General features: G+C 37.6%; 32 protein-coding genes. All 32 read right to left on the bottom strand.

The features are described from left to right. Nucleotides 1-11: 11 nt before the first annotated feature. Nucleotides 12-1298 (bottom strand): citrate synthase, encoded by a 1287-nt coding sequence (locus ACKWCD_RS12230; RefSeq protein ID WP_413984242.1) that lies wholly within the window; start codon nucleotides 1296-1298, stop codon nucleotides 12-14. 107 nt (nucleotides 1299-1405) lie between these two features. Then, nucleotides 1406-2941: a glycogen synthase gene (locus ACKWCD_RS12225; RefSeq protein ID WP_413984241.1), complete on the bottom strand. Its 1536-nt coding sequence runs from the start codon at nucleotides 2939-2941 to the stop codon at nucleotides 1406-1408. Between the two features lie 110 nt (nucleotides 2942-3051). Next, nucleotides 3052-4344 (bottom strand): phosphopyruvate hydratase, encoded by a 1293-nt coding sequence (gene eno / locus ACKWCD_RS12220; protein WP_413984240.1) that lies wholly within the window; start codon nucleotides 4342-4344, stop codon nucleotides 3052-3054. 101 nt (nucleotides 4345-4445) lie between these two features. Further along, nucleotides 4446-5573 carry a glutamine-hydrolyzing carbamoyl-phosphate synthase small subunit gene (gene carA / locus ACKWCD_RS12215; protein WP_413984239.1) on the bottom strand — a complete coding sequence of 376 codons (1128 nt, stop codon included), beginning with the start codon at nucleotides 5571-5573 and terminating at the stop codon, nucleotides 4446-4448. Between the two features lie 95 nt (nucleotides 5574-5668). Beyond that, on the bottom strand, nucleotides 5669-6199 hold the full coding sequence (gene rplQ, locus ACKWCD_RS12210) for a 50S ribosomal protein L17 (protein ID WP_413984238.1): 531 nt from the start codon (nucleotides 6197-6199) through the stop codon (nucleotides 5669-5671). A 59-nt stretch (nucleotides 6200-6258) separates the two neighbouring features. Beyond that, the gene (locus tag ACKWCD_RS12205) at nucleotides 6259-7251 is read right to left on the bottom strand and encodes a DNA-directed RNA polymerase subunit alpha (RefSeq protein WP_413984237.1); all 993 of its coding nucleotides are present in this window, start codon (nucleotides 7249-7251) and stop codon (nucleotides 6259-6261) included. 17 nt (nucleotides 7252-7268) lie between these two features. After that, a complete protein-coding gene (gene rpsD, locus ACKWCD_RS12200; protein ID WP_413984236.1) occupies nucleotides 7269-7874 on the bottom strand; it encodes a 30S ribosomal protein S4 in 606 nt (201 codons plus the stop codon). A gap of 89 nt (nucleotides 7875-7963) precedes the next feature. Next, on the bottom strand, nucleotides 7964-8356 hold the full coding sequence (gene rpsK, locus ACKWCD_RS12195) for a 30S ribosomal protein S11 (RefSeq protein WP_413984235.1): 393 nt from the start codon (nucleotides 8354-8356) through the stop codon (nucleotides 7964-7966). Between the two features lie 13 nt (nucleotides 8357-8369). Further along, nucleotides 8370-8744, bottom strand: coding sequence for a 30S ribosomal protein S13 (gene rpsM, locus ACKWCD_RS12190; RefSeq protein ID WP_413984234.1), 375 nt, complete (start codon nucleotides 8742-8744; stop codon nucleotides 8370-8372). Nucleotides 8745-8746: 2 nt separating this feature from the next. Beyond that, entirely contained in the window at nucleotides 8747-8863 is a 117-nt protein-coding gene (ykgO, locus tag ACKWCD_RS12185; RefSeq protein WP_013305171.1) for a type B 50S ribosomal protein L36, read from the bottom strand. A gap of 12 nt (nucleotides 8864-8875) precedes the next feature. Further along, nucleotides 8876-9091 carry a translation initiation factor IF-1 gene (gene infA / locus ACKWCD_RS12180; RefSeq protein ID WP_013305172.1) on the bottom strand — a complete coding sequence of 72 codons (216 nt, stop codon included), beginning with the start codon at nucleotides 9089-9091 and terminating at the stop codon, nucleotides 8876-8878. Between the two features lie 4 nt (nucleotides 9092-9095). Then, nucleotides 9096-10433, bottom strand: coding sequence for a preprotein translocase subunit SecY (gene secY, locus ACKWCD_RS12175; RefSeq protein ID WP_413984233.1), 1338 nt, complete (start codon nucleotides 10431-10433; stop codon nucleotides 9096-9098). Between the two features lie 12 nt (nucleotides 10434-10445). Next, nucleotides 10446-10898: a 50S ribosomal protein L15 gene (gene rplO / locus ACKWCD_RS12170; RefSeq protein WP_413984232.1), complete on the bottom strand. Its 453-nt coding sequence runs from the start codon at nucleotides 10896-10898 to the stop codon at nucleotides 10446-10448. Between the two features lie 13 nt (nucleotides 10899-10911). Next, nucleotides 10912-11094, bottom strand: coding sequence for a 50S ribosomal protein L30 (rpmD, locus tag ACKWCD_RS12165; protein WP_138656043.1), 183 nt, complete (start codon nucleotides 11092-11094; stop codon nucleotides 10912-10914). Nucleotides 11095-11106: 12 nt separating this feature from the next. After that, on the bottom strand, nucleotides 11107-11631 hold the full coding sequence (gene rpsE / locus ACKWCD_RS12160) for a 30S ribosomal protein S5 (protein ID WP_138656044.1): 525 nt from the start codon (nucleotides 11629-11631) through the stop codon (nucleotides 11107-11109). A 9-nt stretch (nucleotides 11632-11640) separates the two neighbouring features. Then, nucleotides 11641-11997, bottom strand: a complete 357-nt coding sequence (gene rplR / locus ACKWCD_RS12155) for a 50S ribosomal protein L18 (RefSeq protein ID WP_138656045.1) — start codon at nucleotides 11995-11997, stop codon at nucleotides 11641-11643. A 12-nt stretch (nucleotides 11998-12009) separates the two neighbouring features. Continuing rightward, on the bottom strand, nucleotides 12010-12552 hold the full coding sequence (rplF, locus tag ACKWCD_RS12150) for a 50S ribosomal protein L6 (protein ID WP_138656046.1): 543 nt from the start codon (nucleotides 12550-12552) through the stop codon (nucleotides 12010-12012). A gap of 20 nt (nucleotides 12553-12572) precedes the next feature. Continuing rightward, the gene (gene rpsH, locus ACKWCD_RS12145; protein WP_138656047.1) at nucleotides 12573-12971 is read right to left on the bottom strand and encodes a 30S ribosomal protein S8; all 399 of its coding nucleotides are present in this window, start codon (nucleotides 12969-12971) and stop codon (nucleotides 12573-12575) included. 67 nt (nucleotides 12972-13038) lie between these two features. Further along, nucleotides 13039-13308: a 30S ribosomal protein S14 gene (gene rpsN / locus ACKWCD_RS12140; protein WP_138656048.1), complete on the bottom strand. Its 270-nt coding sequence runs from the start codon at nucleotides 13306-13308 to the stop codon at nucleotides 13039-13041. Nucleotide 13309: 1 nt separating this feature from the next. Continuing rightward, entirely contained in the window at nucleotides 13310-13861 is a 552-nt protein-coding gene (gene rplE / locus ACKWCD_RS12135; RefSeq protein ID WP_413984231.1) for a 50S ribosomal protein L5, read from the bottom strand. A gap of 2 nt (nucleotides 13862-13863) precedes the next feature. Beyond that, a complete protein-coding gene (gene rplX, locus ACKWCD_RS12130) occupies nucleotides 13864-14178 on the bottom strand; it encodes a 50S ribosomal protein L24 (protein ID WP_413984230.1) in 315 nt (104 codons plus the stop codon). Between the two features lie 13 nt (nucleotides 14179-14191). Then, entirely contained in the window at nucleotides 14192-14560 is a 369-nt protein-coding gene (gene rplN, locus ACKWCD_RS12125; protein WP_013993867.1) for a 50S ribosomal protein L14, read from the bottom strand. A 2-nt stretch (nucleotides 14561-14562) separates the two neighbouring features. Next, a complete protein-coding gene (gene rpsQ / locus ACKWCD_RS12120; protein WP_055397057.1) occupies nucleotides 14563-14823 on the bottom strand; it encodes a 30S ribosomal protein S17 in 261 nt (86 codons plus the stop codon). Nucleotides 14824-14836: 13 nt separating this feature from the next. Continuing rightward, nucleotides 14837-15028: a 50S ribosomal protein L29 gene (gene rpmC / locus ACKWCD_RS12115; protein WP_413984229.1), complete on the bottom strand. Its 192-nt coding sequence runs from the start codon at nucleotides 15026-15028 to the stop codon at nucleotides 14837-14839. 12 nt (nucleotides 15029-15040) lie between these two features. Continuing rightward, entirely contained in the window at nucleotides 15041-15466 is a 426-nt protein-coding gene (gene rplP / locus ACKWCD_RS12110; protein WP_138656052.1) for a 50S ribosomal protein L16, read from the bottom strand. Between the two features lie 23 nt (nucleotides 15467-15489). Next, a complete protein-coding gene (rpsC, locus tag ACKWCD_RS12105) occupies nucleotides 15490-16209 on the bottom strand; it encodes a 30S ribosomal protein S3 (RefSeq protein ID WP_413984228.1) in 720 nt (239 codons plus the stop codon). 1 nt (nucleotide 16210) lies between these two features. Next, nucleotides 16211-16618, bottom strand: a complete 408-nt coding sequence (gene rplV / locus ACKWCD_RS12100) for a 50S ribosomal protein L22 (RefSeq protein ID WP_138656054.1) — start codon at nucleotides 16616-16618, stop codon at nucleotides 16211-16213. 3 nt (nucleotides 16619-16621) lie between these two features. Further along, nucleotides 16622-16900 (bottom strand): 30S ribosomal protein S19, encoded by a 279-nt coding sequence (gene rpsS, locus ACKWCD_RS12095; RefSeq protein ID WP_138656055.1) that lies wholly within the window; start codon nucleotides 16898-16900, stop codon nucleotides 16622-16624. Between the two features lie 12 nt (nucleotides 16901-16912). Beyond that, entirely contained in the window at nucleotides 16913-17737 is an 825-nt protein-coding gene (gene rplB, locus ACKWCD_RS12090; RefSeq protein WP_413984227.1) for a 50S ribosomal protein L2, read from the bottom strand. Between the two features lie 9 nt (nucleotides 17738-17746). Next, nucleotides 17747-18037, bottom strand: coding sequence for a 50S ribosomal protein L23 (gene rplW / locus ACKWCD_RS12085; protein WP_138656057.1), 291 nt, complete (start codon nucleotides 18035-18037; stop codon nucleotides 17747-17749). A gap of 7 nt (nucleotides 18038-18044) precedes the next feature. After that, nucleotides 18045-18674, bottom strand: a complete 630-nt coding sequence (gene rplD / locus ACKWCD_RS12080; protein ID WP_413984226.1) for a 50S ribosomal protein L4 — start codon at nucleotides 18672-18674, stop codon at nucleotides 18045-18047. Then, nucleotides 18674-19291, bottom strand: coding sequence for a 50S ribosomal protein L3 (gene rplC, locus ACKWCD_RS12075; protein WP_413984225.1), 618 nt, complete (start codon nucleotides 19289-19291; stop codon nucleotides 18674-18676). Before rplC ends, rplD begins: the two co-directional genes overlap by 1 nt. Between the last annotated feature and the right edge of the window lie 78 nt (nucleotides 19292-19369).

The raw sequence follows: 19369 nt of genomic DNA, 5'->3' as shown, positions 1-19369 counted from the left end.
GAGGTAGCAATCTACCTTTTGTCAACTTCGACAAAAGGTCTGCTATTCTCTCCTATATATACTTGTCTTGGGCGGCCAATTGGCTCGTTACGCAATCTCATTTCTCTCCACTGTGAAATCCAACCTGGCAACCTTCCTAAGGCAAACATTACGGTAAACATTTCGGTTGGAATACCTAAAGCTCTATAAATAACTCCGGAGTAGAAATCCACATTTGGGTATAATTTTCTGTCCACAAAATATTGATCTTCCAACGCTTCTTTTTCAAGTCCTTTAGCTACATCTAAAATAGGGTCTTCAATTCCTAAGTCAGCCAAAATCTCATCTGCAGCCTTTTTAATGATTTTAGCTCTAGGGTCAAAGTTTTTGTATACGCGGTGTCCAAAGCCCATCAAGCGAAAAGGGTCGCTTTTATCTTTGGCCTTGGCCATATACTTTTTAGTATCACCACCATCAGAAACAATAGCCTCTAACATTTCAAGTACCGCTTGATTCGCACCACCATGAAGTGGGCCCCAAAGAGCCGAAATTCCTGCAGAAAGCGAAGCGAATAATCCAGCGTGCGATGAACCAACTATACGTACAGTAGATGTCGAACAGTTTTGCTCATGATCAGCATGCAAAATCAAAAGTTTATCAAGAGCTTCTATTACAATTTCATTCTTTACATACTCCTTACTTGGCTTATTGAACATCATTTTATGAATGTTCTCTACATAACCCAAATTATCATCACCATAATCTAATGGTAAGCCTTTTTGCTTGCGCATTGTCCAAGCCACCAACACTGGAAACTTAGCCAAGATACGTACAATGGCTCCGTACATTTCATCTGCAGAAGTTACATTGACCGATACAGGGTTAAAAGCAATCAATGCACTGGTCAGAGAAGATAGCACTCCCATTGGATGTGCTGATTTTGGAAAAGCATCCAAAATCTTTTTCATCTCCTCATCAACGTGAGACTCATTTTTAATATCAATATGGAACGCTTTAAGCTGTTCGCTATTCGGCAATTCTCCAAAAATCAATAAGTAGCATACCTCCAAGAAATCAGCTTTTTCAGCCAATTCCTCAATAGAATATCCACGGTAGCGTAAAATACCTTTTTCCCCATCTAAAAAAGTAATGGCACTTTCACATGATCCGGTATTTTTATAACCGGGGTCGATAGTCGTTAAACCCCCTGTGGCACCTCGTAAAGTTTTAATATCAATTGCAAGCTCATCTTCGGAGCCCTTAATGACTGGAAATTCGTATTTTTGACCGTTATATTCTAGAGTTGCTTTATCTGACATTTGTATGTATTACTATAAATTAGAGTGAATTACAAATTTAAGAAAAACAAGGCACGTTAACAATTCTTGTTCTCCATTTGTTTCTTAGTCGAACCCCTTGAAATGACTTACAACAAGTATAAAACTTTGTAATATTCATCTACAAATTTCTCCCAAGTAAAACGTACTTTTTTCGCGTTGGCTTGAATCTTTTTCCACTTCGATTTATCATTTTCATATATCGAAATAACCTCATCAAAGCTAGAAAGCATATTACTGATCTTTTCATCGTACGTTTTTCCATCAAAGGCGAAACCTGTTTTCATAGGTTTTACGGTATCTATGAGTCCGCCTGTATGATGCACCAAACAAGGGTTTCCATTTCGCATGGCAAGCATTTGACTTATGCCACAGGGTTCAAAAAGACTTGGCATAAAATAGAGATCAGACTCCAGGTAAATGGAATCGATAAGATCTTCTGATTGTCCGTTAGTGAAAATAAAATTATGATGATCATAACTCATTTGACGAAACATCTCTTCGTACTCGGGGGCGCCCGTACCAAGGAGCATAAAAATTCCATCAATCTTATCTAACTTTTTCAGAATTTCAATAAAGGCCTCTGGAGAACGTTTGAAAAAATAGAACTTCTGCTCGGTAAGTCTCGCGACACTAGAAACAATAAATTTTGGAGGGTGTTCAACATATTCCATTACTTTTTCCCCTGTATGCGCCAAGAAGTCTGCTTTATAACTCTTTGATTCTTCTTGCAACCACTTGAAAAGAGCTTTGACCGTATTTCGATACAATTTTCCTTTATCCGCAGCCCTAATATTTGCATAGTTGGAACCATTCAAAATTCCATGTAACCGCCCTTCATTGTCTGCTTGCTGCAAGTCTTTTTCTAATCCTTCTCCACCAATAAATTCGGGAGGAGAACTTGGCTTAAGTACGTCTTCTTTATAGGATGGAGAAACTGTGTGAACTGCATCGGCTAGGCGAATACCTACAGCCATGAGATTTATACAATCTTGATAACGATAATCCATAAGACCCTTAAAATCCAGTGGAATATCAGGAAACCAATTTCTTAATGATGAATAGTTATTCTCAAAAGGACGTATACCCTGAATTGCTAAATTATGAATGCTATACACATAGCGCATTTTCTTCAGCGACTTATATGCAGGATGATATTGTTTTAAGAAAAGTACCAAACTAGAATGCCAATCGTGCATATGGACTACATCCAATTTACCGAACGCACCCTTTTTAATAGCTTCAGCAACTGCAGTACAAAAGATAAAGTACTTTATGGCATCCGTGTAAAAAGGTTCTGTAGGATCGTTGTGATAGATATGAGCGATATCACCCGCTTCTATTTCTGGATGATGAATAACGTAATGGTGAATATTTTTAAATTCCTTCTTCGGAATTACTTCGTATAATTCGGCTGTATATGTTATGCCTCTAAGCTGAAAATTTAAATTTGTTTTGAAAGTGCCGTTTTGATGTAATCGCGAATAGGAAGGAACTACTACATGGACTTTATCTCCTCTTTCCGAAATCTGTCTTGGAACATCTCTTACTACATCACCCATTCCTCCGGCTTTACAATTGGCAATAGCGTCATTTTCGGCGGCAACAAAGAGGAAGTTATTCATAAAATCTAGTATTGGGTTTAGCTGTTAAAAAGATAGGTATTCTTAACGATGAGACCAAAAAAAAGCCTTTCTTTAGTGAGAAAGGCTTTTTAAACTTTAATAAATTAGTATTATTTGATTTTAAATGCTTTTTCTTGCGGATAATATGCTGTACCTCCTAACTCTTCTTCAATACGAAGCAGTTGATTATACTTTGCCATACGATCAGAACGGGAAGCCGAACCGGTCTTAATTTGACCTGTATTCAGTGCAACTGCTAGATCAGCGATGGTATTATCCTCAGTCTCGCCCGATCGGTGCGACATTACCGAAGTATAACCGGCATTCTTAGCCATATTCACGGCAGCTATGGTTTCTGTAAGAGTTCCTATTTGGTTTACTTTAATTAAGATGGAATTTGCAATGCCATTTTCAATTCCTTTAGAAAGTCTTTCTACATTGGTTACAAATAAATCATCTCCTACTAATTGTACTTTATCTCCAATTTTGTCGGTAAGTGATTTCCAGCCATCCCAATCATTTTCATCCATTCCATCTTCGATAGAAATGATAGGATATTTTGCAGATAAATCCGCTAAATACTGTGCTTGCTCTTCAGAAGTCCTTACTACTCCTTTATCGCCCTCGAATTTCGTGTAATCATATTTTCCATCTACAAAGAACTCCGCTGCTGCACAGTCCAAAGCGATCATTATATCATCGCCTAATTTATAACCTGCTTTGTCAACAGCTTTTGCTATCGTATCTAGAGCATCTTCTGTACCGCCGGCTAAGTTCGGAGCAAATCCTCCTTCATCACCAACTGCTGTACTTAAACCTCTGTCATGCAAAACTTTTTTTAAGTTGTGGAAAATTTCAGTTCCCATCTGCATGGAATGAGAAAAGCTTTTCGCTTTTACAGGCATCACCATAAATTCTTGAAAAGCTATGGGAGCGTCCGAATGTGAACCTCCATTAATAATATTCATCATAGGTACCGGAAGTGTGTTCGCACTAACACCACCTACATATCTGAACAATGACAAACCTAATTCATTGGCAGCAGCTTTTGCAGCAGCCAAAGAAACACCTAAGATTGCGTTTGCACCAAGTTTTGATTTATTTGGAGTACCATCTAAGTCAATCATGACCTGATCGATTAGGTTTTGTTCGAAAACGTTCATTCCTAAAATCTCTTCTGCAATCAACGTGTTTACATTTGAAACCGCTTTAGTAACAGCTTTCCCCATAAATGCATCTCCTCCATCTCTTAATTCTACAGCTTCATGCTCACCTGTTGAAGCTCCAGACGGCACAGCAGCTCTTCCCATCACTCCATTTTCAGTAATTACATCGACCTCTACCGTTGGGTTTCCTCTTGAATCTAATATTTGTCTTGCGTGAACGCTTAGGATAATACTCATTGTATTCTATTTTATTACTATTAATTTAAGCCCACAAATATACGAAAGAGCCTTTTGTTTGCCCCTTGAAAATGAATGGATTGAAGAAATATAACGATTTGTTAAATTGAGACTTCTTTCTTGCTTGATTTTGCGATATTCTCAAAAAATTGGTCAAATAAATATTCAGCATCATGCGGCCCAGGGCTAGCCTCTGGATGATATTGGACGGAAAACACATTCTTATTCTTCATACGAATACCTGCAACAGTTTGATCATTAAGATGTACATGAGTTATTTCTAATTCGGGATGTGCTTCAGTCTCTTCTCTATTAATTGCGAAACCATGATTTTGAGAAGTAATCTCTCCTTTTCCTGTAAGTAAATTTTTAATAGGATGGTTGATTCCTCTATGCCCGTTGTGCATCTTGTATGTTGACACGCCATTTGCCAGCGCAACAACTTGATGTCCTAAACAGATTCCAAAAAGAGGAGCATCACTCGCTATAATATCTTTTGCAGTAGCAATAGCTTGTGTCAAGGGTTCGGGATCGCCAGGACCATTTGAAATAAAATAAGCATCTGGATTCCATGATTTCAACGCCTCAAAAGTACTATCATATGGAAAAACCTTGATATAAGCATCTCGCTTAGCTAAATTTCTTAGGATATTCTTTTTGATTCCAATATCTAGAGCGGCAATCTTATAGGTAGCGTTTTCATCTCCATAGAAATAGGGCTCCTTTGTAGATACTTTTGAAGAAAGTTCCAAACCTTCCATGCTTGGAAAATCAGCCAACTCTTCCTTTAACTTTGTGATATTGTCAACATCTGTAGATATTACAGCATTCATAGCACCATTATCTCGAATATAGCTAACCAATGCTCTAGTATCCACATCAGAAATAGCAAATAAATTACTCTCCGCTAGAAATTCTTGGAGGCTAGCATCTGAATCTTCTCTAGAATAATTATAGCTAAAATTTTTACATATCAATCCTGCAATTTTAACTGAATCTGACTCCACCTCCTTTTTATTGGTCCCATAATTACCAATATGAGCATTCGTCGTGACCATTAATTGTCCGAAATAAGAGGGGTCGGTAAATATCTCTTGATACCCTGTCATTCCTGTATTAAAACAAACTTCGCCGAAAGCTGTGCCTTCGTTTTCACCAACTACCTTACCGTGAAAGATAGTACCATCAGCTAATAAAATAAATGCCTTTTTTCTAGTTTGATACTTCATGTCCTACTTTACAATTTTTAATTTGACAAATAAACATAAAAAAAGGATAGACTTAAAGTCTATCCTTTTTCAATTATTAAAATCTCTTAACAATTCTATTCTTCTGAATCATCTGCTTTTACTTCTGCATCAGTTTGAGAATCAGTTTTCGCTTCAACAGCTACTGGTGGAGTTTCTGTTTTAGCTCCACTTCCCCTTCTACTTCTTCTAGTAGTTTTCTTCTTAGGCTTATCGGCATTGTAAATTCCATTGAAATCAACTAACTCTATCATCGCCATATCAGCGTTATCACCTAAACGATTACCTAACTTGATAATTCTTGTATAACCACCTGGTCTATCACCAACCTTTTCAGAAACTACGCTAAACAATTCAGTAATGGCGTTTTTGTCTCTTAAACTTTTGAAGACGATACGTCTGTTATGAGTGCCCTTTTCAGTAGACAAGTTGTTCTCAGCTTTTGATTTTGTAATCAAAGGCTCGACAAATTGTTTCAAAGCTTTAGCCTTCGCAACAGTTGTGTTAATTCTCTTATGCTCAATTAATGAACATGCCATGTTAGCCAACATCGCCTTTCTATGCGCTGTCTTGCGACCTAAATGGTTTATTTTTTTTCCGTGTCTCATTATTTTAATTTATCATCTTGCTACCAAACCCGTTCGAACGAGGAGCAAAATATGATTACTTAATCTTTATCTAATTTGTATTTTGAAAGATCCATTCCGAAGCTCAAACCTTTGTTAATTACCAACTCTTCAAGTTCAGTCAATGATTTCTTACCGAAATTTCTGAATTTCATCAAATCATTTTTGTTGAAAGAAACCAAATCTCCTAAGGTATCAACTTCTGCAGCTTTCAAACAATTCAAAGCACGAACAGAAAGATCCATATCAACTAATTTCGTTTTCAACAACTGACGCATGTGAAGTGATTCTTCATCATAAGTCTCTGTTTGAGCAATTTCATCAGCTTCTAAAGTGATACGCTCATCAGAGAATAACATGAAGTGGTGAATCAAAACTTTAGCACCTTCAGTCAAAGCATCTTTAGGATGTATTGAACCATCAGTAACGATTTCGAAAACTAATTTTTCGTAATCTGTTTTTTGCTCTACACGGAAGTTCTCAATGCTATACTTCACATTTTTGATCGGAGTAAAGATTGAATCGATAGCAATGGTTCCCATTGGCATACCAGATTTCTTATTCTCCTCTGCAGGAACATAACCTCTACCTTTATCAATAACTAGCTCCATATTGATGCTAACTTTTGACTCCATGTTACAAATAACTAAATCAGGATTCAATACTTGATACCCAGAAATGAATTTTTGAAAATCCCCAGCAGTCAACTGATCTTTTCCGCTAACGGAAACAGATACAGTTTCAGCTTCTGAATCTTCTATTTGTTTTTTGAAACGTACTTGTTTCAAATTCAATATGATCTCAGTAACATCTTCAACAACACCTGGAATCACAGAGAATTCGTGCTCTACTTTATCAATTCTTACTGAAGTAATTGCATGACCTTCTAATGAAGCGAGCAATACTCTACGTAAGGCGTTCCCAACAGTTAATCCATAACCAGGTTCCAAAGGACGGAATTCAAACTTCCCTTCGAAATCTGAGGAATCGATCATTATTACTTTATCGGGCTTCTGAAAATTAAATAATGCCATAATTGGATTGGTGTTGTTTATTTAGAGTATAACTCGACGATTAATTGTTCTTTGATGTTTTCTGGAATTTGCATTCTCTCGGGAATTGCAACAAAAGTACCTTCCTTCTTTTCACTATTCCACGTAATCCATTCGTAAACGCTACTGCTTGCTGCAAGAGAATCTTGAATAGCCTGTAAAGACTTTGATTTTTCTCTTACACCAACCACATCTCCTGCTTTTAAAGAGTATGATGGGATGTTTACCAATTCACCATTAACAGTAATGTGTCTGTGAGAAACTAATTGTCTAGCTCCACTTCTAGTTGGAGAAACTCCCATTCTGTAAACTACGTTATCTAAACGAGACTCACACAATTGAAGAAGAACTTCGCCTGTAACACCTTTACTTCGGTTTGCTTTGGTAAATAGGTTACGGAATTGCTTTTCTAAAATACCATAGGTATATTTTGCTTTTTGCTTTTCCATTAACTGAACAGAATATTCAGATTTCTTTCCACGACGTCTTGCATTTCCATGCTGCCCTGGAGGGTAACTTTTTTTCTCGAAAGACTTATCGTCTCCGAAAATCGCTTCTCCGAACTTTCGGGCGATTTTACTTTTTGGTCCTGTGTATCTTGCCATTTTCTTTTAATTTGAAGTGTGATTATGAATTAAGGCTTCCTCCTTCGATAATCTTGAAATACACTTCTGTGAAATTATATAGTGATTTATTAAACTCTTCTTCTTTTTGGAGGTCTACACCCATTGTGCGGCATTGGAGTAACATCAATGATTTCAGTTACTTCAATTCCCGAGTTGTGTATCGCACGTATTGCAGACTCTCTTCCATTACCAGGTCCTTTTACATAAACCTTTACTTTTCTAAGTCCAGCTTCGTGAGCAACTTTTGAACAATCCTCGGCCGCTACCTGAGCAGCGTAAGGTGTATTTTTCTTAGAACCTCTAAAACCCATTTTACCAGCAGAAGACCAAGATATCACGTCTCCTTTTTTGTTGGTCAATGAAATAATAATATTATTGAAAGATGCAGTTACGTGAGCTTCTCCAACCGATTCAATAATAACTTTACGTTTTTTCGACGTTTTAGTACTTGTCTTTGCCATACTACGCTACTTATTATTTAGTTGCTTTTTTCTTGTTAGCAACTGTTTTTCTTTTTCCTTTTCTCGTTCTAGAGTTGTTCTTTGTACGTTGTCCTCTTAATGGAAGACCTGATCTATGACGAATACCTCTATAACAACCAATATCCATCAATCGCTTGATATTTAATTGTGTCTCAGAACGTAATTCTCCTTCTATAGTGTAACTAGCAACAGCCTCACGAATACGACCAATTTCATCATCATTCCAATCCGAAACTTTAGTGTCTTCGCTAACCTTTGCGGTTGACAATATTTCTTTAGCTCTGCTGCTACCAATTCCAAAAATATAGGTTAGCGCTATGACGCCTCTTTTCTGTTTTGGTATATCTATACCTGCAATTCTTGCCATAATTACCCTTGTCTTTGTTTAAATCTAGGATTCTTTTTGTTGATTACGTACAACCTACCTTTTCTGCGAACAATCTTGCAGTCGGCACTTCTTTTCTTAACTGATGCTCTAACTTTCATCTTATTACTATCTTAATATCTATAAGTAATTCTTGCTTTTGTCAAATCGTATGGACTCATCTCTAACTTCACCTTATCCCCAGGAAGCAACTTAATATAATGCATACGCATCTTTCCTGAAATATGTGCAGTCACTACGTGACCATTCTCTAATTCGACCCGAAACATTGCGTTTGACAATGCTTCAATTATGGATCCATCTTGCTCTATCGCTGCTTGCTTAGCCATAATCTTATGCTACTTTTCTGTTTTTACCCGTTTTCATTAAACCATCATAATGACGATTTAATAAATAGGAGTTTACTTGTTGAACTGTGTCAATTGCTACACCAACCATAATTAAAAGTGATGTACCACCAAAGAACAATGCCCATCCTGCCTGAACATCAAGCAATTTCACTACCACTGCCGGCAAAACCGCTAACAATGCTAAGAATATTGAACCTGGTAAGGTGATTAATGACATAATTTTATCTAAAAAATCACCTGTTTCTTTCCCTGGACGTATACCTGGAATAAAACCTCCACTACGTTTTAAATCATCTGCCATTTTATTCGTAGGAACAGTTATCGCAGTATAGAAATATGTAAATATGATAATTAGTAAGGCAAACAATAAATTATAAGCCCAGCCAAAGATATCTGAAAATTGCGTTTGAATCCAAGTTCCTACTTCTCCTTCTATAGCTCCACCTATTAAACCAGGAACAAACATAATAGCCTGTGCAAAGATAATCGGCATAACACCTGATGCATTTAACTTCAAAGGTATGTATTGTCTAGATCCCATGATATTTTTTTCGTATCCACCAGAAGCAGTTCTTCTCGCATATTGCACAGGAATCTGACGTGTAGCCATTACCAACAATACACTGGCCAAAATTACTAAGAACCAAACAATAACTTCTACCAAGATTAACATTGGACCACCTACACCATCAAGCCTTGAAACAACTTCTTGAGCAAATGATTGAGGAAGTGTAGCTATGATACCTATCATAATTAATAATGAAATACCATTCCCAATTCCTTTATCAGTAATCTTTTCTCCTAACCACATGGCAAATACACAGCCTGTAACTAAAATAATTACAGCTGGCACCATGAAATCAAGACCTTTACCCATTATAAATGCACTATCGCGAACACCAAAAGCTTCAAGTCCATACAAATATGCAGGAGCTTGAACGATACAAATACCAATGGTCAACCATCTTGTTATCTGATTGATTGTTTTACGACCACTTTCACCTTCTTTCTGTAACTTCTGAAGATATGGAATTGCAATACCCATTAATTGAACTACAATTGATGCTGAAATATACGGCATTATACCTAATGCAAATACAGAAGCACTTGCAAAAGCTCCTCCCGTAAAAGCATTCAATAAAGCAAAAATACCTTGATCAGTTCCATCAACCAAAGCACCTAATTGAGTAGTATCTATACCTGGAAGAACAATCTGACAACCAAAACGGTATACTAAAAGAAGTAATAAGGTAATACCTATTCTATTCCTTAGTTCTTCTATTTTCCAAATATTGGATATTGTTTCGAAAAAATTCTTCATAGTATAATTCGCTTATAAATTTATTGCTTCTCCGCCTGCAGCTTCAATCGCAGCTTTCGCTGTAGCAGTAAATTTATGCACAGAAATTTTTAAGGATGCTTTCAATTCTCCACCACCTAAAATCTTAACCAAATCATTCTTACGTGCCAATCTATTTTCTACGAGTGTTTCAAAAGTAATCGTATCTTTTACAACCTTCTTATCCACTAACTCTTGCAATTTAGAAAGGTTAATGCCCTGATATTCTTTTCGGTTAATGTTTGTAAACCCAAATTTAGGAACACGTCTTTGCAACGGCATTTGACCACCTTCAAATCCAATTTTCTTAGAATAACCAGATCTTGATTTAGCTCCTTTATGTCCTCTTGCAGCCGTACCGCCCTTACCAGACCCTTGGCCTCTTCCTAATCGTTTTCCGTCTCTATTGACAGAACCTTCAGCTGGTTTTAGATTACTTAAATTCATTACCTTATATGTATTAAGCTTCTTCTGTAGAAACTAAGTGTTTAACTGTATTTACCATGCCAACAATACTAGCTGTAGCCTCATGTTCTACAACCTGACCAATTCTTTTCAAACCAAGAGCCTCAAGGGTTCTTTTTTGGTTCTGTGGTCTTTTGATAGCGCTTTTTAACTGTTTTACTTTAATTTTCTTTGCCATTGTCTGCTTGAATTATCCTTTAAAAACTTTTTCTAAGGAAACACCTCTTTGTTTTGCTATGGTATGTGCACCTCTTAATTGCAAAAGTGCATCAAAAGTAGCCTTTACCACGTTATGAGGATTCGAAGAACCCTGTGATTTTGAAAGAACATCATGCACTCCAACGGCCTCTAGTACCGCTCTAACTGCACCACCTGCGATAACACCCGTACCATGTGATGCTGGTTGGATATATACACGAGCACCACCGAACTTACCTTTTTGTTCATGTGGCAATGTGGCTTTATTCAAAGGAATACGAATCAAATTCTTTTTAGCATCTTCGATAGCTTTAGCGATAGCAGTAGCAACTTCCTTGGATTTACCCAAACCGTGACCTACAACTCCATTTTCGTCACCTACAACAACAATTGCAGAGAATCCGAAAGCTCGTCCACCCTTTGTTACCTTAGTAACTCTCTGGATACCGACCAATCTATCTTTTAAATCTAAACCTCCTGGCTTAACAGTTTCTACGTTTTTGTATTTCTGGTACATGCTCTTATTTTAGAATTTTAATCCCGCTTCTCTTGCTCCTTCAGCCAATGCTTTTACTCTACCGTGGTACAAGTTACCTCCTCTATCGAAAGCTACTTTATCGATACCAGCTTTTGCAGATCTTTCAGCAATTGCTTTACCAACTAGGGCAGCAATTTCACTTTTAGTTCCCTTAGCTTTCGCTAAATCTTTATCTCTAGAAGAAACAGCTACTAAAGTTTTTCCTTCAACATCATCAATTACCTGAGCATAAATTTCTTTATTACTTCGGAAAACCGACAATCTGGGTCGTTCTGCAGTTCCGGCCGATACTTTACGTATTCTCCTTCTAATTCTTAATTTTCTTTGTGTCTTTGATAGTTTCATAACACTACTTTATTATGCGGATTTACCTGCTTTTCTTCTCAATTGTTCACCAACGAACTTGATTCCTTTTCCTTTGTACGGCTCAGGCTTACGGAAAGATCTAATTTTTGCCGCTACCTGACCAACTAACTGCTTGTCAAAAGATGTTAGTTTTACTATTGGATTCTTTCCTTTTTCAGAAATAGTTTCCACTTTGACTTCTGGCGCCAAATTTAAAACAATGTTATGAGAGAATCCCAATGCCAAATCTAACTTTTGACCTTGATTGCTAGCTCTATATCCTACACCAACAAGTTCTAACTCTTTTGTCCATCCTTTAGAAACTCCTTCAACCATATTCAAAACCAAAGATCTATACAGACCATGTTTTGCTTTATGCTCTTTGGAATCAGAAGGTCTGGTTACCCATGCTTGTCCATCTTCAACCTTTACAGATACTCCTGAAAACTCTTGAGTCAATTCACCCAACTTACCTTTTACAGTAATTATATTCTCATTTACCTCTATCGTGACTCCCTCAGGAATCGCTACCGGATTATTACCTATTCTAGACATCTTCTAAATCTTTATACTGATTAATATACGTAGCAAAGAACCTCGCCACCTACATTTTCATTTTTAGCTTGCTTACTTGTCATTACACCGTGAGATGTAGAAACAATTGCAATACCCAATCCGTTTAAAACTCTTGGCAGATTATCAGCTCCCGTATACTTACGTAAACCTGGCTTACTAACTCTTTGCAACTTCTTTATAACAGGATCTTTAGTGAACTTGTCATATTTCAAAGCTATCTTAATGCTACCTTGGACTTTATCTTCTTCAAACTTGTAACTCAAAATATATCCTTGATCGAATAATATTTTTGTTATCTCTTTCTTCACTTTAGATGAAGGTATCTCAACAACTCTGTGACCTGCGCTATTGGCATTTCTAACTCTTGTTAAGTAATCTGCTATAGTATCTGTAACCATTCTTATATATTTCGGTAACGGTTTCCGACAGTAGTGCCAGACCTGAAACCAGTTATTCAATTTTGTCTTACCAGCTGGCTTTTTTAACTCCTGGAATCAATCCTTGATTTGCCATCTCTCTGAAAGTCACCCTTGAAATACCAAAAGTTCTCATGTAACCTTTAGGTCTTCCGGTAATCTTACATCTGTTGTGCATACGAACAGGTGAAGCATTCTTTGGCAATTTCTGCAGGCCTTCATAGTCTCCAGCTTCTTTCAAAGCTTTTCTCTTTTCAGCATATTTAGCTACAGTCGCTGCCCTTTTTCTTTCACGGGCTTTCATTGATTCTTTAGCCATACTATTTCTTTTTAAAAGGTAATCCTAGTTCTGTTAATAATGATTTCGCTTCCTTATCGGTTGCAGCAGTAGTTACGAAAGTGATATCCATTCCGTTTATTCTATTGATCTTGTCAATATTAATTTCCGGGAATATGATCTGCTCTGTAACACCTAAGCTGTAATTTCCTCGTCCATCAAAACCGGTAGCTTTGATTCCTTGAAAATCACGAACACGAGGCAATGCACTTGTCACCAAACGGTCTAAAAATTCGTACATTCTTTCTCCACGAAGCGTTACTTTGGCACCAATTGGCATACCCTTACGTAATTTGAAGGTAGCAACATCTTTTTTAGATATTGTTGCAACTGCTTTTTGACCTGTAATCATAGTCATCTCATCAACCGCATGGTCAATAAGCTTCTTATCGGCAACTGCAGCACCAACACCTCTACTTACTACTATCTTTTGTAGTTTAGGTACTTGCATTACATTCTTGTAACCAAATTCCTCTGTCAACGCACTAACAATGCGTTCACCATATTCTTTCTTTAATCTTGCAACGTAAGCCATAACTAAATTACTTCATTGGATTTTTTAGAAACTCTAACTTTTTTTCCATCTCTTACTTCATAACCAACTCTGGTAATGTCACCAGATTTAGCATCGAGAAGCGCTAGATTAGAAACATTGATAAACGCTTCTTTTTGAACAATACCGCCCTGTGGATTTTTCGCACTTGGCTTTTCATGCTTAGATACCATATTAGCACCTTCCACAATTGCTTTGTTCTTTGCAATATCAACACGCATCACTTTACCTTCGGTACCTTTATGGTCTCCAGCTATGATTCGTACTGTGTCTCCCGTTTTTATTTTTAACTTTTTCATTCCTCGCTATAAATTATAGTACCTCAGGGGCCAATGAAACAATTTTCATGAACTGTTTGTCACGAAGTTCTCTTGCAACCGGTCCGAAAACACGAGTTCCTCTCATTTCACCAGTTGGGTTTAACAACACACATGCATTGTCATCAAATCGAATGTAAGAACCATCAGGTCTTCTTACTTCTTTTTTGGTTCTTACCACAACTGCTGTTGATACAGCTCCCTTTTTGATACCTCCGTTCGGAGTTGCCTCCTTAACAGTAACAACTATTTTGTCTCCAATAGAAGCATATCTTCTTTTTGTCCCACCTAAAACGCGAATGGTCAAAACTTCTTTTGCTCCTGTATTGTCCGCTACTTTTAATCTTGATTCTTGCTGTAACATAATTATTTAGCTCTTTCTAAGATTTCTACTAACCTCCAACATTTGGTTTTGCTCAAAGGACGTGTTTCCATAATCTTTACGGTATCACCTTCCTTACAATCGTTCTTTTCGTCGTGTGCAACGTACTTTTTCGTTTTCAAAACGAACTTACCGTACATAGGGTGCTTCACTCTTTTTACCTCTGCAACTACAATAGATTTCTCCATTTTGTTACTAGTAACAACCCCTATTCTCTCTTTTCTTAAGTTTCTTTTTTCTTCCATAAAGCAGAACCAGTTATTGGTTTTCCCTATTAGTTAATTCCGTTGCCAATCGCGCTACTATTCTTCTAACCTTTCTAATTTGAAGAGGATTCTCCAAAGGAGTTACGAAGTGTGCCATTTTTAAATCCGCGTGCTCTTTTTTAAGCTCAGCGTACTTTAGTTTTAGCTCTTCAACAGATAATTCTTTTATTTCCTTTTTTTTCATGATTTCCTTCAATTAGTCTGCAGCAGTATAATCTCTGGCAACAATAAATTTTGTCTTAACCGGTAATTTTTGAGCCGCCAATCGCAATGCTTCCTTGGCAACATCCATTGGTACACCAGCAACCTCGAACATAATTCTTCCAGGTAAAACACGAGCTACGAAATATTCCGGTGCACCTTTACCTTTACCCATACGTACTTCTAATGGTTTCTTGGTAATAGGCTTGTCTGGAAATATCTTAATCCAAAGTTGTCCCTCCCTTTTCATGTATCTTGTTGCAGCAATACGAGCCGCTTCAATCTGACGTGCTGTTATAAAACGAGTCTCCAAAGATTTAAGACCAAACATACCATTCGAAAGCAGGTGACCTCTACCTGAGATACCCTTCATCCGGCCTTTTTGCATCTTACGAAACTTTTGTCTTTTCGGTTGTAACATGATTTTCTTACTTCTTTAAAAAATTACTTTCTACGGCGTTGTTTTCCACCACGATCTCCTTTTCCTCCCTTGTCGCTTTGGCCTTTTTTCATACCAACCAATGGAGAAAGCTCTCTCTTTCCGTATACTTCGCCTTTCATTATCCAAACTTTGATTCCCAACTTACCATAAGTAGTTTGAGCTTCGTGCAATGCATAATCAATATCTGCGCGGAAAGTAGACAATGGAATTCTACCATCTTTGTAAGACTCAGAACGTGCCATTTCAGCTCCATTCAGTCGACCGGAAATCTGAATTTTGATTCCCTCAGCATTCATACGCATCGCAGCTGCAATTGCCATTTTGATTGCTCGTCTGAAAGAAATTCTGCTTTCAATTTGACGCGCTACACTAGCAGCTACCAAATTGGCATCAACCTCAGGTCTTTTGATTTCGTAAATATTGATCTGAACCTCTTTTCCAGTGATCTTCTTAAGCTCCTCTTTAAGCTTATCTACTTCTTGACCACCTTTACCAATAATGATACCTGGTCTTGCTGTTGTTACAGTTACTGTAATCAACTTCAAAGTACGCTCGATAATCACTCTCGAAACACTTGCCTTTGAAAGACGGGCATGGATGTATTTTCGAATTTTGCTATCCTCAGCTAGTTTGTCTCCATAATCGTTTCCACCGTACCAGTTAGATTCCCATCCTCTGATAATACCTAGACGATTTCCTATCGGATTTGTTTTCTGTCCCATTCTAGCTTGCTATATTATTGTTAGACCCCAAAACCAATGTTACATGGTTGGAACGTTTTCTAATTCTATGCGCTCTACCCTGTGGAGCTGGACGCAATCTTTTCAACATTGCCGCGCTATCCACTCGAATCTCTTTTACGATAAGATCAGCATCTTCTAAACTAGCATCCTCATTCTTTGCTTGCCAGTTTGCCAAAGCAGAAAGCAAAAGCTTTTCTAACTTGCGAGAAGCTTCCTTCGGATTGAATCTCAATATTGCCAGCGCCTTTTCCACTTCAACACCTCTGACCAAATCTGCAACAATACGCATTTTCCTAGGAGAAGTAGGACAATTGTTCAATTTTGCGAACGCTATCTGTTTCTTTTCAGCCTTAATTCTTTCGGCCATCTGTTTTTTTCGAACTCCCATAGCTTACTTTTTACCTTTATTCTTTGCCCCTGCGTGACCTCTAAAAGATCGTGTTGGAGAAAATTCCCCTAATTTGTGCCCTACCATATTTTCTGTTACGAATACGGGAACAAATTGTCTCCCGTTGTGCACAGCTATAGTTAAACCTACAAAATCAGGTGTTATCATAGAAGCTCTTGACCATGTCTTTATAACACTTTTCTTTCCAGAAGAAGCGTTTTGTTGGATTTTTTTCTCCAAGCTATAGTGAACGTAAGGTCCTTTTTTTAGTGAACGTGCCATTTTTTCTTCTTTTTATTTCTTTCTACGTTCTAAAATATATTTGTTTGTGCTCTTGGTCTTCTGACGAGTTCTATAACCCTTAGCCGGAATTCCATTTCTAGATCTTGGATGACCACCCGAAGCTCTACCTTCACCACCACCCATTGGGTGATCGACAGGGTTCATTGCTACCGGTCTAGTTCTTGGTCTTCTACCCAACCATCTACTTCTACCAGCTTTACCAGAAACCAATAATTGATGATCGGAGTTAGAAACCGCACCAATCGTAGCTAAACAACCTGATAGAATTAATCTCGTTTCACCAGATGGCATCTTTACAGTTACAAACTTCCCATCTTTCGCCATTAATTGAGCAAAAGTACCAGCACTTCTTGCCATTACAGCCCCTTGTCCAGGTCGCAACTCAATACACGAAATAATAGTCCCTAAAGGAATATCGCTTAATGGAAGTGCGTTACCAATTTCAGGTGCTGCATTCGAACCAGATGTTACCGTCTGATCTACTTCCAATCCGTTTTGAGCGATTATGTATCTTTTCTCACCGTCAGTATATTCCAGCAATGCGATAAATGCCGTTCTGTTTGGATCGTATTGAATCGATTTTACGGTTGCAGCAACACCTTGCTTATCCCTTTTGAAATCAATAACACGATACCTTCTTTTATGACCTCCACCTTTTTGACGGATCGTCATCTTTCCTTGACTGTTTCTACCTCCGGACTTTTTTAACGGAGCGAGCAAGCTCTTCTCCGGCTTATCAGTCGTAATGGCGTCAAACCCATTTACAACTCTAAAACGCTGTCCAGGAGTTACTGGTTTTAATTTTCTAACTGACATTGTTTGTCTTTATAGATTACTGTAAAAATCAATAATATCTCCTTCGGCAACATCAACTATCGCTTTTTTGATAGCATTCGTTTTACCATGCTGAATACCCGTTTTGGTATACCGCGATTTTCTTGTTGGACCATAATTCATGGTACGAACTTTCTTAACCGAAACTCCATAAGCTGATTCAACAGCTTCCTTGATCTGAATCTTGTTGGCCTTTGGGTCAACAATGAAACCATACCGATTGTACAACTCGCTATCAGCGGTCATCTTTTCAGTTATAATTGGCTTTATCAACACACTCATGGTTTTCCTATTTATTTAAGTTCGCTACGATTCCTTCTAATGAACCTTCTAATAACACAATATTGTTTGCGTTTAATATTTTGTAAGTGCTTAATTCTGAGCTAGTTACAACTTCAGAGCGCTTCAAATTACGCGAAGACAAATATACACCATTATTTGAATCACCCAACACAAATAAAGACTTTTTGTTCTCCAGTCCCAAAGACTTTAAAACCTGTACAAAATCTTTAGTTTTTGGAGCCTCAAAATCAAAGTCTTCAACTACCAAAATTGCCTTCTCATTTGACTTGATACTTAAGGCAGATTTACGTGCCAAACGCTTCAAGTTTTTATTCAATTTTTGAGTGTAATCTTTAGGTCTTGGGCCGAAAATTCGTCCACCACCTCTAAAGATTGGCGATTTGATACTACCAGCACGTGCTGTACCCGTCCCTTTTTGTTTTTTAATCTTTCTTGTACTGCCTGCAATCTCCGCTCTCTCTTTCGATTTGTGCGTTCCCTGTCTCTGGTGAGCTAGGTATTGCTTTACATCTAAATAAACTGCGTGATTGTTAGGCTCTATTCCGAAAACAGCATCAGAAAGGTCTGCCTTTCTACCTGTTTCTTTTCCTTTGATATCTAAAACTGCTACTTTCATTACTTCTGAATAGTTACGTAAGCATTCTTATGACCAGGTACACATCCTTTTACTACGATAAGGTTTTTCTCTGGAACTATTTTTAAAACTCTTAGGTTCTGAACAGTAACTTGATCACCACCCATTCTACCAGCCATTTTCATTCCCTTGAAAACTCTCGCAGGATATGAAGCAGCACCAATTGAACCAGGAGCTCTTAGTCTGTTGTGTTGACCGTGTGTTGCTTGACCAACTCCGGCGAAGCCATGTCTTTTAACAACACCTTGAAAACCTTTTCCTTTTGACGTACCAACTACATCAACAAATTCTCCTTCTTCAAAAAGATCAACACCAACGGTGTCACCTAATTTGAACTCACCTTCAAAATCTTGGAACTCAACGACTTTTTTCTTGGGAGATGTACCTGCCTTTTTAAAATGACCCGATTGAGCCTTATTAGCACGTTTCTCTGCCTTGTCATCGAAACCAAGTTGAAGGGCACTATACCCGTCGACCTCTTCGGTTCTGACTTGGGTAACTACGCATGGTCCAGCTTCAATAACGGTACATGGCATATTCTTACCATTCTCGTCAAAAATACTGGTCATACCTACTTTCTTTCCTATTAACCCAGACATTCGATTTAGATTTTGGAAATCCGATTTAAACTTTAAATCTTCCTTCCGTTTATATTAATTTGTATTACTCTCAACTAA

The sequence above is a fragment of the Maribacter taeanensis genome (genome assembly GCF_047345145.1).
Classification (GTDB): Bacteria; Bacteroidota; Bacteroidia; order Flavobacteriales; family Flavobacteriaceae; genus Maribacter_C.
This window is presented reverse-complemented; position numbering and strand designations above follow the sequence as displayed.

What these genes read in the sequence shown, in the direction of transcription:
- ACKWCD_RS12230 (WP_413984242.1), bottom strand. Translation starts at nt 1,298, where the DNA reads ATGTCAGATAAAGCAACTCTAGAATATAACGGTCAAAAATACGAATTT.
- ACKWCD_RS12225 (WP_413984241.1), bottom strand. Translation starts at nt 2,941, where the DNA reads ATGAATAACTTCCTCTTTGTTGCCGCCGAAAATGACGCTATTGCCAAT.
- eno (WP_413984240.1), bottom strand. Translation starts at nt 4,344, where the DNA reads ATGAGTATTATCCTAAGCGTTCACGCAAGACAAATATTAGATTCAAGA.
- carA (WP_413984239.1), bottom strand. Translation starts at nt 5,573, where the DNA reads ATGAAGTATCAAACTAGAAAAAAGGCATTTATTTTATTAGCTGATGGT.
- rplQ (WP_413984238.1), bottom strand. Translation starts at nt 6,199, where the DNA reads ATGAGACACGGAAAAAAAATAAACCATTTAGGTCGCAAGACAGCGCAT.
- ACKWCD_RS12205 (WP_413984237.1), bottom strand. Translation starts at nt 7,251, where the DNA reads ATGGCATTATTTAATTTTCAGAAGCCCGATAAAGTAATAATGATCGAT.
- rpsD (WP_413984236.1), bottom strand. Translation starts at nt 7,874, where the DNA reads ATGGCAAGATACACAGGACCAAAAAGTAAAATCGCCCGAAAGTTCGGA.
- rpsK (WP_413984235.1), bottom strand. Translation starts at nt 8,356, where the DNA reads ATGGCAAAGACAAGTACTAAAACGTCGAAAAAACGTAAAGTTATTATT.
- rpsM (WP_413984234.1), bottom strand. Translation starts at nt 8,744, where the DNA reads ATGGCAAGAATTGCAGGTATAGATATACCAAAACAGAAAAGAGGCGTC.
- ykgO (WP_013305171.1), bottom strand. Translation starts at nt 8,863, where the DNA reads ATGAAAGTTAGAGCATCAGTTAAGAAAAGAAGTGCCGACTGCAAGATT.
- infA (WP_013305172.1), bottom strand. Translation starts at nt 9,091, where the DNA reads ATGGCTAAGCAAGCAGCGATAGAGCAAGATGGATCCATAATTGAAGCA.
- secY (WP_413984233.1), bottom strand. Translation starts at nt 10,433, where the DNA reads ATGAAGAATTTTTTCGAAACAATATCCAATATTTGGAAAATAGAAGAA.
- rplO (WP_413984232.1), bottom strand. Translation starts at nt 10,898, where the DNA reads ATGAATTTAAGTAATCTAAAACCAGCTGAAGGTTCTGTCAATAGAGAC.
- rpmD (WP_138656043.1), bottom strand. Translation starts at nt 11,094, where the DNA reads ATGGCAAAGAAAATTAAAGTAAAACAGTTAAAAAGCGCTATCAAAAGA.
- rpsE (WP_138656044.1), bottom strand. Translation starts at nt 11,631, where the DNA reads ATGTACCAGAAATACAAAAACGTAGAAACTGTTAAGCCAGGAGGTTTA.
- rplR (WP_138656045.1), bottom strand. Translation starts at nt 11,997, where the DNA reads ATGAAACTATCAAAGACACAAAGAAAATTAAGAATTAGAAGGAGAATA.
- rplF (WP_138656046.1), bottom strand. Translation starts at nt 12,552, where the DNA reads ATGTCTAGAATAGGTAATAATCCGGTAGCGATTCCTGAGGGAGTCACG.
- rpsH (WP_138656047.1), bottom strand. Translation starts at nt 12,971, where the DNA reads ATGGTTACAGATACTATAGCAGATTACTTAACAAGAGTTAGAAATGCC.
- rpsN (WP_138656048.1), bottom strand. Translation starts at nt 13,308, where the DNA reads ATGGCTAAAGAATCAATGAAAGCCCGTGAAAGAAAAAGGGCAGCGACT.
- rplE (WP_413984231.1), bottom strand. Translation starts at nt 13,861, where the DNA reads ATGGCTTACGTTGCAAGATTAAAGAAAGAATATGGTGAACGCATTGTT.
- rplX (WP_413984230.1), bottom strand. Translation starts at nt 14,178, where the DNA reads ATGAAAAAGTTAAAAATAAAAACGGGAGACACAGTACGAATCATAGCT.
- rplN (WP_013993867.1), bottom strand. Translation starts at nt 14,560, where the DNA reads ATGTTACAGCAAGAATCAAGATTAAAAGTAGCGGACAATACAGGAGCA.
- rpsQ (WP_055397057.1), bottom strand. Translation starts at nt 14,823, where the DNA reads ATGGAAGAAAAAAGAAACTTAAGAAAAGAGAGAATAGGGGTTGTTACT.
- rpmC (WP_413984229.1), bottom strand. Translation starts at nt 15,028, where the DNA reads ATGAAAAAAAAGGAAATAAAAGAATTATCTGTTGAAGAGCTAAAACTA.
- rplP (WP_138656052.1), bottom strand. Translation starts at nt 15,466, where the DNA reads ATGTTACAACCGAAAAGACAAAAGTTTCGTAAGATGCAAAAAGGCCGG.
- rpsC (WP_413984228.1), bottom strand. Translation starts at nt 16,209, where the DNA reads ATGGGACAGAAAACAAATCCGATAGGAAATCGTCTAGGTATTATCAGA.
- rplV (WP_138656054.1), bottom strand. Translation starts at nt 16,618, where the DNA reads ATGGGAGTTCGAAAAAAACAGATGGCCGAAAGAATTAAGGCTGAAAAG.
- rpsS (WP_138656055.1), bottom strand. Translation starts at nt 16,900, where the DNA reads ATGGCACGTTCACTAAAAAAAGGACCTTACGTTCACTATAGCTTGGAG.
- rplB (WP_413984227.1), bottom strand. Translation starts at nt 17,737, where the DNA reads ATGTCAGTTAGAAAATTAAAACCAGTAACTCCTGGACAGCGTTTTAGA.
- rplW (WP_138656057.1), bottom strand. Translation starts at nt 18,037, where the DNA reads ATGAGTGTGTTGATAAAGCCAATTATAACTGAAAAGATGACCGCTGAT.
- rplD (WP_413984226.1), bottom strand. Translation starts at nt 18,674, where the DNA reads ATGAAAGTAGCAGTTTTAGATATCAAAGGAAAAGAAACAGGTAGAAAG.
- rplC (WP_413984225.1), bottom strand. Translation starts at nt 19,291, where the DNA reads ATGTCTGGGTTAATAGGAAAGAAAGTAGGTATGACCAGTATTTTTGAC.